Consider the following 14,605-nt stretch of genomic DNA (forward strand, 5'->3'; position numbering starts at 1 on the left):
CTTTTTTTTTGGCTCAGTTTCGGGCTGGTTTGCTGGTCAGTTTTGTAGGCCGGATAAGGCAAAGCCGTCATCCGGCAATGGCTCTTGTGATGCCGGATGGCGCTTATGCTTATCCGGCCTACGATCGTTTCACCGCTATTTCCCACATGTTGTTTGCGCTATGGTGTATGCAATCACCTTTCAAAAAGGACACTCCCATGACCTTACACTGCGCATTTATTGGCTTTGGTAAAAGCACCACCCGCTACCATCTGCCGTATGTTCTTAACCGTAAAGGCAGCTGGCATGTTGCGCATATCTTCCGCCGTCACGCGAAGCCGGAGGAGCAGGCGCCGATCTACTCGCATATTCACTTCACCAGCGATCTTGATGAAGTGCTGAACGATCCGCAGGTAAAACTGGTGATCGTCTGTACCCATGCGGACAGCCATTTTGACTACGCCCGGCGCGCGCTGGAGGCGGGAAAAAACGTGCTGGTGGAAAAACCGTTTACGCCAACGCTTGCCGAGGCGAAAGTGTTGTTCGAACTGGCGCGGAGCAAAGGGCTGACCGTCACGCCGTACCAGAACCGCCGCTTTGACTCCTGTTTCCTGACTGCCAAAAAAGCGATTGAGAGCGGTAAACTGGGCGAGATTGTTGAAGTTGAAAGCCACTTTGATTACTACCGACCGGTTGCGGAAACCAAACCTGGCCTGCCGCAGGACGGCGCGTTTTACGGCCTCGGCGTGCATACGATGGATCAAATGATTTCGCTGTTCGGACGCCCGGACCATGTGGCTTATGACATCCGCAGCCTGCGCAATAAAGCCAACCCGGATGATACGTTCGAAGCGCAGCTGTTTTACGGCGATCTGAAAGCCATCGTTAAAACCAGCCATTTAGTGAAGATCGATTACCCGAAATTTATCGTTCATGGCACCAGAGGCTCGTTTGTGAAGTACGGCATCGACCAGCAGGAAACCAGCCTGAAGGCCAATATCATGCCCGGCGAACCGGGGTTTGCGGCGGATGATTCTGTCGGCCTGCTGGAATACGTTAATGACGAAGGTGTGACGGTGAAAGAAGAGATGAAACCGGAGGTCGGCGACTATGGCCGCGTTTATGACGCCCTGTTCGAGACCATTACGCATGGCGTGCCAAATTACGTCAAGGAATCTGACGTTCTCACCAACCTTGAGATCCTTGAGCGGGCGTTTGAACAGGCGTCTCCGGCCACAGTAACCCTTGCGAAATAAACAAAATCAACGTCTCTGGGCTTGTTCATAATTTTTGAACAGAGGAGTCAATTTTCACCCTCTATGATCCCGTCTGGATTGGGTTCACACTTACTCCATCGAAAACATCTGGGGGGTGAATACAATGATCTACTTACGCAAAGCAAACGACCGTGGTCATGCGAATCATGGCTGGCTGGATTCCTGGCATACTTTTTCTTTTGCAAACTACTATGACCCTAACTTTATGGGCTTCTCGGCACTGCGCGTGATTAACGATGACGTTATTGAAGCAGGCCAGGGCTTTGGGACGCACCCGCATAAAGACATGGAAATCCTGACCTATGTGCTGGAAGGCGCAGTGGAACACCAGGACAGCATGGGTAACAAAGAGCAGGTTCCTGCCGGTGAGTTCCAGATCATGAGCGCCGGGACGGGCATTCGTCACTCGGAATACAACCCGAGCAATACCGACCGCCTGCGTTTGTATCAGATTTGGATCATGCCGCAGGAAAACGGGATTACACCGCGTTACGAGCAGCGTCGTTTTGACGCCGTACAGGGCAAACAGCTGGTGCTGTCGCCGGATGCGCGCGACGGTTCGCTGAAAGTGAATCAGGACATGGAACTGTACCGTTGGGCGCTGCTGAAAGACGAACAGTCGGTACACCAGATCTCCGCCGAACGCCGCATCTGGATTCAGGTGGTGAAAGGTAACGTCACCATTAACGGCACCAAAGCGTCTACCAGCGACGGTCTGGCGATTTGGGATGAGCAGGCGATCTCCATCCATGCCGACAGCGATAGCGAAGTGTTGTTGTTCGACCTGCCGCCAGTTTAAAAATACACGTCATCCTTCAAGCCGCATCTTTGTTGGCTTCCTGGCTCACCCCGGTCGCGTACTCGATGTACGCTTCCGGGGATTTAATGAGGGACATCCTTGTCCCTCACCAGAGGCAACCTTCGGTTGTTCAAATTCGTTCCTGACGAATTTGTCACTGCGTCGCCGCCTTGATGCAACTCGAATGATTTAGTGTATTTCTCACAATACAAAAACAACCTTAGTTTTCTCTGCGAAGGTTCATGCACGTCCGTGGTAAACTGGGGAAATCTATCCCTTTTATGCCTTTCAGGACGATGAAAAAGAAAAGACCCGTACTTCAGGATGTGGCTGACCGCGTAGGCGTGACCAAAATGACGGTCAGCCGTTTTCTGCGTAACCCGGAGCAGGTCTCCGTCGCGCTGCGGGGCAAGATCGCTGCTGCACTTGATGAACTGGGTTACATTCCCAATCGTGCTCCCGATATTCTTTCTAACGCGACCAGCCGTGCGGTGGGCGTTCTGCTGCCGTCGTTAACCAACCAGGTTTTCGCCGAGGTGTTACGCGGCATTGAGACCGTCACCGATGCCCACGGCTACCAGACGATGCTGGCGCACTACGGCTATAAGCCGGAAATGGAGCAGGAACGTCTGGAGTCGATGCTGTCATGGAACATTGACGGGCTAATCCTCACTGAACGTACCCATACGCCGCGCACGCTCAAAATGATTGAAGTCGCGGGCATTCCGGTGGTGGAGCTGATGGACAGCAAATCGCCATGCCTCGATATCGCCGTCGGTTTTGACAACTTTGAAGCCGCTCGTCAGATGACCGCCGCGATTATCGCGCGTGGCCATCGTCATATCGCCTATCTGGGGGCGCGCCTCGACGAACGTACTATCATCAAACAGAAGGGCTATGAACAGGCCATGCTGGACGCCGGGCTGGTGCCCTACAGCGTGATGGTGGAGCAATCGTCGTCTTACTCTTCCGGGATTGAGCTGATCCGCCAGGCAAGACGTGAATACCCGCAACTGGACGGTATTTTCTGTACCAACGATGACCTTGCCGTCGGGGCGGCGTTCGAATGCCAGCGTTTAGGGCTCAAAATTCCTGATGATATGGCGATTGCCGGTTTCCACGGCCACGACATTGGTCAGGTGATGGAACCGCGTCTGGCCAGCGTACTCACGCCGCGTGAGCGGATGGGCAGTATCGGCGCAGAGCGCCTGCTGGCGCGCATACGCGGTGAAGCGGTGACGCCTAAAATGTTAGATTTAGGTTTCACCTTGTCACCGGGTGGATCTATTTAGTCCAACAAATTTGAAGTAGCTCACACTTATTCACTTCTGCCACGAATGGATATTGCTTCTATTCTGGTCCGGCCGGACAATGTTACCGATAACAGTTACCCGTAACAATTCCTGATCCTTGTACTGTGGGGGCACCACTTTGAGCACGACTAACCATGATCACCACATTTACGTTCTGATGGGCGTATCAGGCAGTGGCAAATCCGCTGTCGCCAGCGAAGTGGCGCATCAGCTGCATGCCGCGTTTCTTGATGGCGATTTTCTCCATCCGCGTTGCAACATCATGAAAATGGCCTCCGGCGAGCCGTTGAATGACGACGACCGCAAGCCGTGGTTACAGGCGCTGAACGATGCGGCGTTTGCGATGCAGCGAACCAATAAGGTATCGCTGATTGTCTGTTCCGCACTGAAAAAACACTATCGCGACCTGCTGCGCGACGGTAATCCAAACCTGTCTTTCATCTACCTGAAAGGGGATTTTGACGTTATCGAAAGCCGCCTGAAGGCACGTAAAGGCCACTTCTTTAAAACGCAGATGCTGGTAACTCAGTTTGACACGCTGGAAGAGCCGGGCGCTGACGAGAGCGATGTACTGGTGGTGAATATCGATCAGCCGCTGGAAGGTGTCGTGGCAAGCACCATTGAGGTCATTAACAAAGGCAGTAAGTAGTGAGTACATTAACGCTTGTTTTAACAGCAGTAGGTTCTGTTTTACTGCTGCTGTTTTTAGTGATGAAGGCGCGTATGCACGCCTTCGTTGCTTTGATGGTGGTGTCTATTGGCGCAGGTCTCTTTTCCGGTATGCCGCTCGATAAAATCGCGGCGACGATGGAAAAAGGGATGGGCGGTACGCTTGGCTTCCTGGCGATTGTCGTCGCACTGGGCGCCATGTTCGGCAAAATTTTGCATGAGACGGGCGCAGTCGATCAGATTGCCGTCAAAATGCTCAAATCTTTCGGCCACAGCCGCGCGCATTACGCGATTGGTCTGGCGGGGCTGATTTGCGCGCTGCCGCTGTTCTTTGAAGTCGCCATTGTGCTGCTGATCAGCGTCGCATTCTCTATGGCGCGCCATACCGGAACAAACCTTGTGAAGCTGGTCATTCCGCTGTTTGCGGGCGTGGCGGCGGCTGCGGCGTTTCTGCTGCCCGGGCCTGCGCCGATGCTGCTGGCGTCCCAAATGCACGCTGATTTTGGCTGGATGATCCTGATTGGTCTGTGCGCGGCAATCCCTGGCATGATCATCGCCGGGCCGCTGTTTGGTAATTTTATTGGCCGCTATGTGGAACTGCATGTCCCGGACGACATTACCGAACCGCATCTGGGCGAAGGTAAAATGCCGTCATTTGGTTTCAGCCTCTCGCTGATCCTGCTGCCGCTGGTGCTGGTAGGGCTGAAAACGATCGCCGCGCGCTTTGTCGCGGAAGGTTCCAGCGCTTACGAATGGTTTGAGTTTATCGGCCACCCGTTCACCGCGATTCTGGTGGCGTGCCTGGTGGCAATCTATGGCCTGGCGGTGCGTCAGGGGATGGCGAAAGATAAAGTCATGGCGATCTGCGGTCAGGCGCTGCAACCGGCGGGCATTATTCTGTTGGTGATTGGCGCAGGCGGCGTGTTCAAGCAGGTTCTGGTGGATTCCGGCGTTGGCCCGGCGCTGGGCGAAGCGTTAACCGGTATGGGCTTGCCGATTGCTATCACCTGCTTCGTGCTGGCGGCAGCGGTGCGTATCATTCAGGGTTCCGCGACCGTCGCGTGCTTAACGGCGGTGGGGCTGGTGATGCCGGTGGTGGAACAACTGAACTTCTCCGGCGCGCAGATGGCGGCATTGTCTATCTGTATCGCGGGCGGTTCTATCGTGGTTAGCCACGTAAACGACGCCGGTTTCTGGCTGTTCGGTAAATTCACTGGCGCGACCGAAGCGCAAACGCTGAAGACCTGGACGATGATGGAAACTATTCTCGGCACCGTCGGCGCGATTGTCGGTATGATTGCGTTCCAGCTTCTGAGCTGAGTACTTGTTGCCCGGTGGCGCGCCGCTTACCGGGCCTGCAAGTGAGCACATATCCACACCGTAGGCCGGGTAAGCGCCACCCGGCTAGCCTTTCATCCACATCCGAATGCCGTCCAGGAACATCTGGGTCGCCATCATCACCAGAATCAACCCCATCAGACGTTCCAGCGCGTTAACCCCTTTCTCGCCCAGCAGACGCAGGAACAGCGACGATTGCAGCAGAATCACAAACGTGCCGCCCCAGGCGATCAGCAGAGCGATGACCAGATGCCCCATCTGGTTCGGATACTGATGCGATAACAGCATCAGCGTCGCCAGGATGGTCGGGCCCGCCACCAGAGGGATAGCCAGCGGTACGATAAACGGTTCTTCGCCCGCCGGGAGTCCGGCGCTGTTGCCTGATGCGCTGGGGAAAATCATCTTAATGGCGATCAGGAACAGAATAATCCCCCCGGAGATCGACACGGTTTCCGCCCGCAGGTTGAGAAAAGCCAAAATTTTCTCGCCCGCAAACAGGAAAATGAGCATCAGTAAAAGCGCAATAAACAGCTCGCGAACCATAATCGCCCGGCGGCGCTTTGGTTCGGTATGTTTCAGTACGGACATGAAAATGGGCAGGTTTCCGAGTGGATCCATAATCAGGATCAATAAAACTGCCGCTGAAATGATTTCATTCATAACTCAAATTCCCTGATAATTACTGCGGACTTTCTGCTTGCTTAGGAAGCGGGATAAGTCGCATTACTGATGGCTTCGCTATCATTGATTAATTTCACTTGCGACTTTGGCTGCTTTTTGTATGGTGAAGGAAGAACCAGTAGGACACTGGTTTGCATACACAGCACACATCTTTGCAGGAAAAAAACGCTATGAAAAATGTTGGTTTTATCGGCTGGCGCGGTATGGTCGGCTCTGTACTCATGCAACGCATGGTTGAAGAGCGCGACTTCGATGCCATTCGCCCTGTTTTCTTTTCTACTTCCCAGCTTGGGCAGGCAGCGCCGACGTTCGGCGGTACGCCCGGCGGCACACTTCAGGATGCCTTTGATCTCGACGCGCTGAAGGCGCTTGATATCATTGTGACCTGTCAGGGCGGCGATTATACCAACGAAATCTATCCAAAGCTCCGTGAAAGCGGCTGGCAGGGCTACTGGATTGACGCAGCATCCTCGCTGCGCATGAAAGACGACGCCATCATTATTCTTGATCCGGTTAATCAGGATGTCATTACCGACGGCCTGAACAACGGCATTAAAACCTTCGTCGGCGGTAACTGTACCGTCAGCCTGATGCTGATGTCGCTGGGCGGTCTGTTTGCTAATGACCTGGTGGACTGGGTTTCTGTTGCGACTTACCAGGCGGCGTCCGGCGGCGGCGCGCGTCATATGCGCGAACTGCTGGCGCAGATGGGCCACTTGTACGGTCACGTAGCCGATGAGCTGGCGACGCCTTCTTCCGCGATCCTCGACATTGAGCGCAAAGTGACGACCCTGACCCGCAGCGGCGACCTGCCGGTTGATAACTTTGGCGTACCGCTGGCGGGCAGCCTGATTCCGTGGATCGACAAACAGCTCGATAACGGCCAGAGCCGCGAAGAGTGGAAAGGCCAGGCGGAAACCAACAAAATTCTCAACACCTCTTCCGTGATCCCGGTGGATGGTCTGTGCGTGCGCGTCGGCGCGCTGCGCTGCCACAGCCAGGCGTTCACCATTAAACTGAAAAAAGACGTGTCTGTTCCGACCGTGGAAGAACTGCTGGCCGCGCACAACCCGTGGGCGAAAGTGGTGCCCAACGATCGTGACATTACCCTGCGTGAGTTAACCCCGGCTGCCGTTACCGGCACGCTCACTACGCCGGTTGGCCGCCTGCGTAAGCTGAACATGGGGCCGGAGTTCCTCTCCGCCTTTACCGTTGGCGACCAGCTGCTTTGGGGCGCGGCAGAACCGCTGCGCCGTATGCTGCGTCAGCTGGCGTAATTGTGGATGGCCTGGTGGCGCGAACGCTTATCAGGCCCACCAATAACGTGAATCATCAGGCCGGATAACGCATCGCCGCCATCCGGCAAACAAAACAGAGTTTAAATGTTGGGTGCTGAGTCACCCTTTTTTTTGCGTAATACAGGAGTAAGCGCAGATGTTCCAATATTTACCAGGAGTAAGATAAAGCATTGGCTATTCTTTAAGGGTGTCTTAATACCGGAGGTATTAAGCCTTAGCCTGAAGGTGGGACGGGGCAGAGAGGATGCACATTGGTGCTGCGCCGTTCAGGTCAAAGAAGTGTCACAACCTGATGTCGAAGATCAGTTGGAAGGGGTGACACCATAAAACAGGAAGACAGCCATGTCCGATCGTATCGATAGAGACGTGATTAACGCGCTAATTGCGGGCCATTTTGCGGACCCTTTTTCCGTACTTGGTATGCACCAAACCACCGCGGGACTGGAAGTCCGCGCCCTATTGCCTGATGCCACCGAAGTGTGGGTGATTGAACCGAAAACCGGACGTAAAGTCGGCAAACTAGAATGTATCGACTCACGCGGTTTTTTTAGCGGTGTGCTCCCCCGACGCAAAAATTTCTTTCGCTATCAGCTCGCTGTTGTCTGGCATGGACAGCAGAATCTGATTGACGATCCTTACCGTTTTGGCCCGCTGATCCAGGAAATGGATGCCTGGTTGCTGTCTGAAGGCACGCATTTACGCCCGTATGAAACGCTGGGCGCACATGCCGACACAATGGACGGCGTTACTGGAACCCGTTTTTCCGTCTGGGCGCCGAATGCCCAGCGCGTCTCCGTCGTTGGGCAATTCAACTACTGGGATGGCCGCCGCCACCCGATGCGCCTGCGCAAAGAGAGCGGTATCTGGGAGCTGTTTATTCCCGGCGCGCAACACGGTCAGTTGTACAAGTTCGAGATGATCGATGCGCATGGCAAGCTGAGAATCAAAGCCGACCCGTATGCGTTTGAAGCGCAAATGCGCCCGGAAACGGCCTCGCTGATCTGCGGTCTACCGGAAAAAGTGGTGCAGACGGAAGAGCGCAAACAAGCCAACCGGTTCGATGCGCCTGTCTCCATCTATGAAGTGCATCTGGGCTCGTGGCGTCGTCATACCGATAACAATTTTTGGCTGAGCTACCGCGAACTGGCGGATCAGCTTATTCCATACGTAAAATGGATGGGCTTTACCCACCTCGAACTGCTTCCTGTTAATGAACATCCCTTTGATGGCAGTTGGGGCTACCAGCCGACCGGGCTGTATGCGCCGACCCGCCGTTTCGGCACGCGCGATGACTTCCGCTATTTCATCAATGCCGCTCATCAGGCGGGTCTGAACGTCATTCTTGACTGGGTGCCGGGCCACTTCCCGTCGGATGATTTTGGTCTGGCGGATTTCGATGGCACCAAACTGTATGAGCACAGCGACCCGCGCGAAGGGTATCACCAGGACTGGAACACGCTTATCTATAACTACGGGCGCCGTGAAGTCAGCAACTATCTGGTCGGGAACGCGCTTTACTGGATTGAGCGTTTCGGCATTGATGCGCTGCGTGTAGACGCCGTGGCGTCGATGATTTACCGCGACTACAGCCGCAAAGAAGGCGAGTGGATCCCCAACGAGTTCGGCGGGCGTGAGAACCTGGAAGCCATTGAGTTCTTACGCAATACCAACCGTATTCTGGGAGAGCAGGTGTCTGGCGCGGTGAGCATGGCCGAGGAGTCCACTGACTTTGCTGGCGTGTCCCGACCACAGGATATGGGCGGACTGGGTTTCTGGTACAAATGGAACCTGGGCTGGATGCATGACACGCTGGACTACATGAAGCTGGACCCGGTTCATCGCCAGTATCATCACGATAAGCTGACCTTCGGCATGCTCTACAACTACACCGAAAACTTTGTCCTGCCGCTGTCGCATGACGAAGTGGTGCATGGCAAAAAATCGATTCTCGACCGTATGCCTGGCGACGCCTGGCAGAAATTCGCCAACCTGCGCGCCTATTACGGCTGGATGTGGGCGTTCCCCGGTAAGAAACTGCTGTTTATGGGCAACGAGTTCGCCCAGGGGCGCGAGTGGAACCACGACGCCAGCCTTGACTGGCATCTGCTGGAAGGCGGCGACAACTGGCACCACGGCGTACAGCGGCTGGTGCGCGATCTCAACCATACCTATCGCCACCATAAAGCGCTGCATGAACTTGATTTTGACGCTTACGGTTTTGAATGGCTGGTGGTGGATGATAACGAACGTTCGGTGCTGATTTTTGTTCGCCGCGATAAAGTCGGCAATGAAATCATCGTCGCCAGCAACTTTACCCCGGTGCCGCGCCATGACTATCGTTTTGGCATCAATCAGCCAGGGAAATGGCGGGAGATTGTGAATACCGACTCCATGCACTACCACGGCAGCAATACCGGCAACGGCGGGGTGGTGCACAGCGACGAGATCGCCAGCCACGGCCGCCAGCACTCATTGAGTCTGACGCTGCCGCCGCTGGCCACCATCTGGCTTGTGCGGGAGGGTGAATGACGCAACTGGCAACCGGCAAAGCGACACCGCATGGCGCGACGTATGACGGTCATGGCGTCAACTTCACGCTTTTTTCGGCACATGCGGAGCGCGTTGAACTGTGCGTGTTTGATGCGCTCGGCAATGAGCAGCGGTATGACCTGCCGGGGCGCAGCGGCGATGTCTGGCACGGCTACCTTGCCGACGCCAGACCCGGCCTGCGCTACGGGTATCGCGTACACGGCCCGTGGCAACCCGCGCAAGGGCACCGCTTTAACCCGGCAAAACTGCTTATCGATCCCTGCGCTCGCCGCGTTGAAGGGGAGCTGAAGGATAACCCGCTGCTGCACGGCGGGTACGACGAGCCGGATCATCGTGATAATGCCGCCGTTGCCCTGAAGTGCGTTGTCACCGCCGACCGCTATGACTGGGAAGATGACGCCCCGCCGCGCACGCCGTGGGGTAACACGGTCATCTACGAAGCGCATGTGAAGGGGCTGACGTACCTGCATCCGGCGATCCCGTCAGAGATTCGCGGCACCTGGAAGGCGCTGGGCCATCCGGTGATGATCGCGTATTTCAAGCAGTTGGGCATTACCGCGCTGGAGCTGTTGCCGGTGGCGCATTTTGCCAGTGAACCGCGCTTACAGCGCCTGGGGCTGTCGAATTACTGGGGCTATAACCCGGTGGCGATGTTCGCGCTGCATCCGGCTTATGCCTGCTCCCCGGAAACGGCGCTGGATGAGTTTCGCGATGCCATCAAAGCGCTGCATAAAGCCGGTATTGAAGTCATTCTTGATATTGTGCTGAACCATAGCGCGGAGCTGGATCTCGACGGGCCGCTCTTCTCCCTGCGCGGAATCGACAACCGTAGCTATTATTGGATCAAGGAGGATGGCGACTATCACAACTGGACCGGCTGCGGCAACACCCTCAATCTGAGCCATCCCGGTGTGGTGGAGTTTGCGTGCGAGTGCCTGCGTTACTGGGTTGAAACATGCCATGTGGACGGTTTTCGTTTTGATCTGGCCTCCGTGATGGGGCGCACCCCGGCGTTCCGTCAGGATGCGCCGCTGTTTACCGCCATCAACAATTGCCCGGTATTGTCGAGCGTGAAGCTCATTGCTGAGCCCTGGGATATCGGCGAAGGCGGCTATCAGGTGGGGAATTTCCCGCCGCCGTTTGCCGAGTGGAACGACCATTTCCGTGACGCGGCACGCCGCTTCTGGTTGCAACGCAATCTACCCCTCGGTGAGTTTGCCGGACGTTTCGCCGGTTCCAGCGATGTGTTTAAACGCCACGATCGCCTGCCCAATGCGTCCGTCAATCTGATCACCGCGCATGACGGTTTTACGCTGCGCGACTGTGTTTGTTTCAATCAGAAACACAATGAGGCGAACGGTGAGGAAAATCGGGACGGCACCAACAACAATTACAGTGATAATCATGGTAAAGAGGGATTAGGCGGCACGCTGGATCTGATTGAACGGCGGCGCGACAGCATTCATGCCCTGCTGACCACGTTGTTGCTTTCTCAGGGAACGCCGATGCTGCTGGCGGGCGATGAACACGGCCATAGCCAGCACGGCAACAATAACGCTTACTGCCAGGATAACGCATTAACCTGGCTGGACTGGCAGCAGGCAAACAGTGGGCTAACCACCTTTACCGCTGCATTGATTCATCTTCGCCAGCAGATACCGGCATTAGTGGGAAATCGCTGGTGGGAAGAAAATGACGGCAATGTTCGTTGGCTGAATAAAAATGCAGAGCCCTTAAGCGCGGGCGAGTGGGAAAACGGGCCGAAACAGATGCAGATCCTGCTTTCAGACCGCTTCCTTATCGCGATAAACGCCACGCTTGAGGTGACAGATATCGTTTTACCTGAAGGGGAGTGGCACGCTATTCCCCCATTCGCTGGAGAGGATAATCCGGTGATTACGGCTGTCTGGCAGGGACCTGCGCACGGACTGTGTGTGTTCCAGAGATGATAAAAAAGGAGTTAGTCATGGTGAGTTTAGAGAAGAACGATCGTGTAATGTTGGCGCGCCAGCTGCCATTAAAATCTGTTGCCCTGATCCTGGCCGGTGGCCGTGGTACACGCCTGAAAGATTTAACCAACAAACGTGCCAAACCTGCCGTGCACTTTGGCGGTAAGTTCCGCATCATCGATTTTGCCTTATCCAACTGTATTAACTCCGGGATCCGCCGCATTGGCGTGATTACGCAATACCAGTCTCATACTCTGGTACAGCATATTCAGCGCGGCTGGTCATTCTTCAGCGAAGAGATGAACGAATTCGTCGACCTGCTTCCCGCCCAGCAAAGGATGCAGGGTGAAAACTGGTATCGTGGAACGGCGGATGCCGTGACCCAGAACCTGGACATCATTCGTCGCTATAAAGCGGAATATGTGGTGATCCTCGCGGGCGATCATATCTACAAGCAGGACTACTCGCGCATGCTGATCGACCACTTCGAAAAAGGAGCGCGCTGCACCGTGGCGTGTATGCCGGTGCCGATTGAAGAGGCCACCGCGTTTGGCGTGATGGCGGTGGACGAGGGTGACAAGATCATCGAGTTTGTTGAAAAACCGGCGAATCCGCCAGCCATGCCTGGCGACGCGACGAAATCTCTCGCCAGCATGGGGATCTACATTTTCAACGCCGATTATCTGTATGAGTTGCTGGAGGAGGACGACAAAGACGACACCTCCAGCCACGATTTCGGTAAAGATATCATCCCAAAAATCACCAAAGCCGGTATGGCATATGCGCATCCATTCCCGCTGTCCTGCGTGCAGTCCGATCCCGAATCTGAACCTTACTGGCGCGATGTGGGCACGCTGGAAGCCTACTGGAAAGCCAACCTCGACCTGGCCTCGGTGACGCCGGAACTCGACATGTATGATCAGGACTGGCCGATCCGCACGCACATGGAGTCTCTGCCGCCTGCAAAATTCGTTCAGGACCGCTCCGGCAGCCACGGCATGACGCTTAACTCGCTGGTCTCCGGCGGGTGCATTATATCCGGTTCGGTGGTGGTGCAGTCCGTCCTGTTCCCGCGCGTGAGGGTGAACTCATTCTGTAACATCGATTCGGCAGTCCTGCTGCCAGAGGTCTGGGTTGGACGCTCATGCCGCTTGCGTCGTTGCATCATCGATCGCGCCTGCGTAATCCCGGAAGGTATGGTGATTGGCGAAAACGCGGAAGAAGATGCCCGTCGTTTCTACCGTTCAGAGGAAGGCATTGTGCTGGTCACGCGTGAAATGCTGCGCAAATTGCAGGTCAAACAGGAGCGATAATGCAGGTTTTACATGTATGTTCAGAGATGTTCCCCCTGCTCAAAACAGGTGGTCTGGCGGATGTGATTGGCGCGTTGCCTGCGGCACAGATTGCGGATGGTGTGGATGCTCGTGTGCTGCTTCCTGCATTTCCTGATATTCGTCGGGGCATCCCGGATGCGCAGGTAGTGACCCGGCGCGATACCTTTGCGGGAAGAATTACGCTCCTGTTCGGGCATTATAACGGCGTGGGAATCTACCTGATTGATGCGCCGCATCTGTATGATCGTCCGGGAAGCCCTTATCACGATACGAATTTATTCGCCTATACCGATAACGTCCTGCGGTTTGCGCTGTTGGGATGGGTGGGATGTGAAATGGCCTGCGGGCTTGATCCATTCTGGCGCCCGGATGTGGTGCATGCGCACGACTGGCATGCAGGCCTGGCGCCTGCGTATCTGGCTGCGCGCGGGCGTCCGGCGAAATCGGTGTTTACCGTACACAACCTGGCCTATCAAGGCATGTTTTATGCACATCACATGGATGACATCCAACTGCCATGGTCGTTCTATAACATGCATGGTCTGGAGTTTAACGGGCAGATTTCATTCCTGAAGGCGGGGTTGTATTACGCCGACCATATTACGGCGGTGAGCCCGACCTATGCGCGTGAAATTACCGAGCCGCAGTTCGCGTACGGGATGGAAGGCCTGCTGCGTCAGCGTCATCAGGAAGGGCGTCTGTCCGGCGTGCTGAATGGCGTGGATGAGAAAATCTGGAGCCCGGAAACGGATCTGCTGCTGGCGGCGCGCTATACGCGTGATTCGCTGGAGGAGAAAGCGGAGAACAAGCGCCAGCTACAGATTGCGATGGGGCTGAAAGTGGATGACAAAGCGCCGCTGTTCGCCGTGGTCAGCCGTCTGACCAGCCAGAAAGGGCTGGATCTGGTGCTGGAGGCGTTGCCGGGATTGCTGGAGCAGGGCGGGCAACTGGCGCTGCTGGGCGCGGGCGATCCGGTATTGCAGGAAGGATTTTTAGCGGCGGCGGCGGAACACCCAGGCCGGGTGGGCGTGCAGATCGGCTATCACGAAGCCTTCTCTCACCGCATCATGGGCGGGGCGGATGTCATTCTGGTGCCCAGCCGCTTTGAGCCGTGCGGCTTAACGCAGTTATACGGACTGAAGTACGGCACGCTGCCGCTGGTGCGGCGTACCGGTGGGCTTGCTGATACGGTGTCGGACAGTTCGCTGGAAAACCTGGCGGACGGCATCGCCAGTGGGTTTGTATTTGAAGATAGTAATGCCTGGTCTCTGTTACGGGCGATCCGGCGTGCTTTCGTGTTGTGGTCCCGACCTTCGCTCTGGCGGTTTGTGCAACGCCAGGCTATGGCCATGGATTTTAGCTGGCAAGTCGCGGCGAAGTCTTACCGCGAGCTTTACTATCGCTTGAAATAGTTATCC

11 protein-coding genes are annotated in these 14,605 nt (G+C 55.6%); 10 read left to right on the top strand and 1 reads right to left on the bottom strand.

What is annotated here, in order from left to right:
- The first annotated feature begins 197 nt into the window (after window positions 1-197).
- The 5 genes from OGV79_RS02845 (at window position 198) to gntU (ending at window position 5,357) form a co-directional block, all read left to right on the top strand.
- On the top strand, window positions 198-1,235 hold the full coding sequence (locus OGV79_RS02845) for an oxidoreductase (RefSeq protein WP_110494876.1): 1,038 nt from the start codon (window positions 198-200) through the stop codon (window positions 1,233-1,235).
- A 124-nt stretch (window positions 1,236-1,359) separates the two neighbouring features.
- Window positions 1,360-2,055: a quercetin 2,3-dioxygenase gene (yhhW, locus tag OGV79_RS02850; RefSeq protein ID WP_012135544.1), complete on the top strand. Its 696-nt coding sequence runs from the start codon at window positions 1,360-1,362 to the stop codon at window positions 2,053-2,055.
- Between the two features lie 296 nt (window positions 2,056-2,351).
- Window positions 2,352-3,347, top strand: coding sequence for a gluconate operon transcriptional repressor GntR (gene gntR, locus OGV79_RS02855; RefSeq protein WP_024131020.1), 996 nt, complete (start codon window positions 2,352-2,354; stop codon window positions 3,345-3,347).
- A gap of 139 nt (window positions 3,348-3,486) precedes the next feature.
- Window positions 3,487-4,017, top strand: coding sequence for a gluconokinase (gene gntK / locus OGV79_RS02860; RefSeq protein WP_024131019.1), 531 nt, complete (start codon window positions 3,487-3,489; stop codon window positions 4,015-4,017).
- Window positions 4,017-5,357 carry a gluconate transporter gene (gene gntU, locus OGV79_RS02865; protein WP_047460635.1) on the top strand — a complete coding sequence of 447 codons (1,341 nt, stop codon included), beginning with the start codon at window positions 4,017-4,019 and terminating at the stop codon, window positions 5,355-5,357. Before gntK ends, gntU begins: the two co-directional genes overlap by 1 nt.
- An 84-nt stretch (window positions 5,358-5,441) precedes the next feature.
- Here the strand turns inward: gntU and yhgN are convergent, their stop codons facing one another.
- A complete protein-coding gene (yhgN, locus tag OGV79_RS02870) occupies window positions 5,442-6,035 on the bottom strand; it encodes an NAAT family transporter YhgN (protein ID WP_012135540.1) in 594 nt (197 codons plus the stop codon).
- 191 nt (window positions 6,036-6,226) lie between these two features.
- On the opposite strand from yhgN, the gene asd reads away from it, so the two are divergent.
- The 5 genes from asd (at window position 6,227) to glgA (ending at window position 14,599) form a co-directional block, all read left to right on the top strand.
- Window positions 6,227-7,333, top strand: a complete 1,107-nt coding sequence (gene asd / locus OGV79_RS02875) for an aspartate-semialdehyde dehydrogenase (RefSeq protein ID WP_012135538.1) — start codon at window positions 6,227-6,229, stop codon at window positions 7,331-7,333.
- A 363-nt stretch (window positions 7,334-7,696) separates the two neighbouring features.
- Window positions 7,697-9,883, top strand: a complete 2,187-nt coding sequence (gene glgB / locus OGV79_RS02880; RefSeq protein ID WP_012135537.1) for a 1,4-alpha-glucan branching enzyme — start codon at window positions 7,697-7,699, stop codon at window positions 9,881-9,883.
- A complete protein-coding gene (glgX, locus tag OGV79_RS02885; protein WP_047460642.1) occupies window positions 9,880-11,853 on the top strand; it encodes a glycogen debranching protein GlgX in 1,974 nt (657 codons plus the stop codon). Before glgB ends, glgX begins: the two co-directional genes overlap by 4 nt.
- Before the next feature lie 17 nt (window positions 11,854-11,870).
- The gene (gene glgC / locus OGV79_RS02890) at window positions 11,871-13,166 is read left to right on the top strand and encodes a glucose-1-phosphate adenylyltransferase (RefSeq protein WP_058668212.1); all 1,296 of its coding nucleotides are present in this window, start codon (window positions 11,871-11,873) and stop codon (window positions 13,164-13,166) included.
- Window positions 13,166-14,599 (top strand): glycogen synthase GlgA, encoded by a 1,434-nt coding sequence (glgA, locus tag OGV79_RS02895; protein ID WP_286467166.1) that lies wholly within the window; start codon window positions 13,166-13,168, stop codon window positions 14,597-14,599. The genes glgC and glgA overlap by 1 nt, the downstream gene beginning before the upstream one ends.
- The last annotated feature ends 6 nt before the right edge of the window (window positions 14,600-14,605 follow it).

Origin of the sequence: Citrobacter sp. CK185 (genome assembly GCF_030333565.1) — a bacterium.
Classification (GTDB): Bacteria; Pseudomonadota; Gammaproteobacteria; order Enterobacterales; family Enterobacteriaceae; genus Citrobacter_B; species Citrobacter_B koseri.

Coding starts and splice junctions, on each gene's coding strand:
- OGV79_RS02845 (WP_110494876.1), top strand. CDS start 198: ATGACCTTACACTGCGCATTTATTGGCTTTGGTAAAAGCACCACCCGC.
- yhhW (WP_012135544.1), top strand. CDS start 1,360: ATGATCTACTTACGCAAAGCAAACGACCGTGGTCATGCGAATCATGGC.
- gntR (WP_024131020.1), top strand. CDS start 2,352: ATGAAAAAGAAAAGACCCGTACTTCAGGATGTGGCTGACCGCGTAGGC.
- yhgN (WP_012135540.1), bottom strand. CDS start 6,035: ATGAATGAAATCATTTCAGCGGCAGTTTTATTGATCCTGATTATGGAT.
- asd (WP_012135538.1), top strand. CDS start 6,227: ATGAAAAATGTTGGTTTTATCGGCTGGCGCGGTATGGTCGGCTCTGTA.
- glgB (WP_012135537.1), top strand. CDS start 7,697: ATGTCCGATCGTATCGATAGAGACGTGATTAACGCGCTAATTGCGGGC.
- glgX (WP_047460642.1), top strand. CDS start 9,880: ATGACGCAACTGGCAACCGGCAAAGCGACACCGCATGGCGCGACGTAT.
- glgC (WP_058668212.1), top strand. CDS start 11,871: ATGGTGAGTTTAGAGAAGAACGATCGTGTAATGTTGGCGCGCCAGCTG.
- glgA (WP_286467166.1), top strand. CDS start 13,166: ATGCAGGTTTTACATGTATGTTCAGAGATGTTCCCCCTGCTCAAAACA.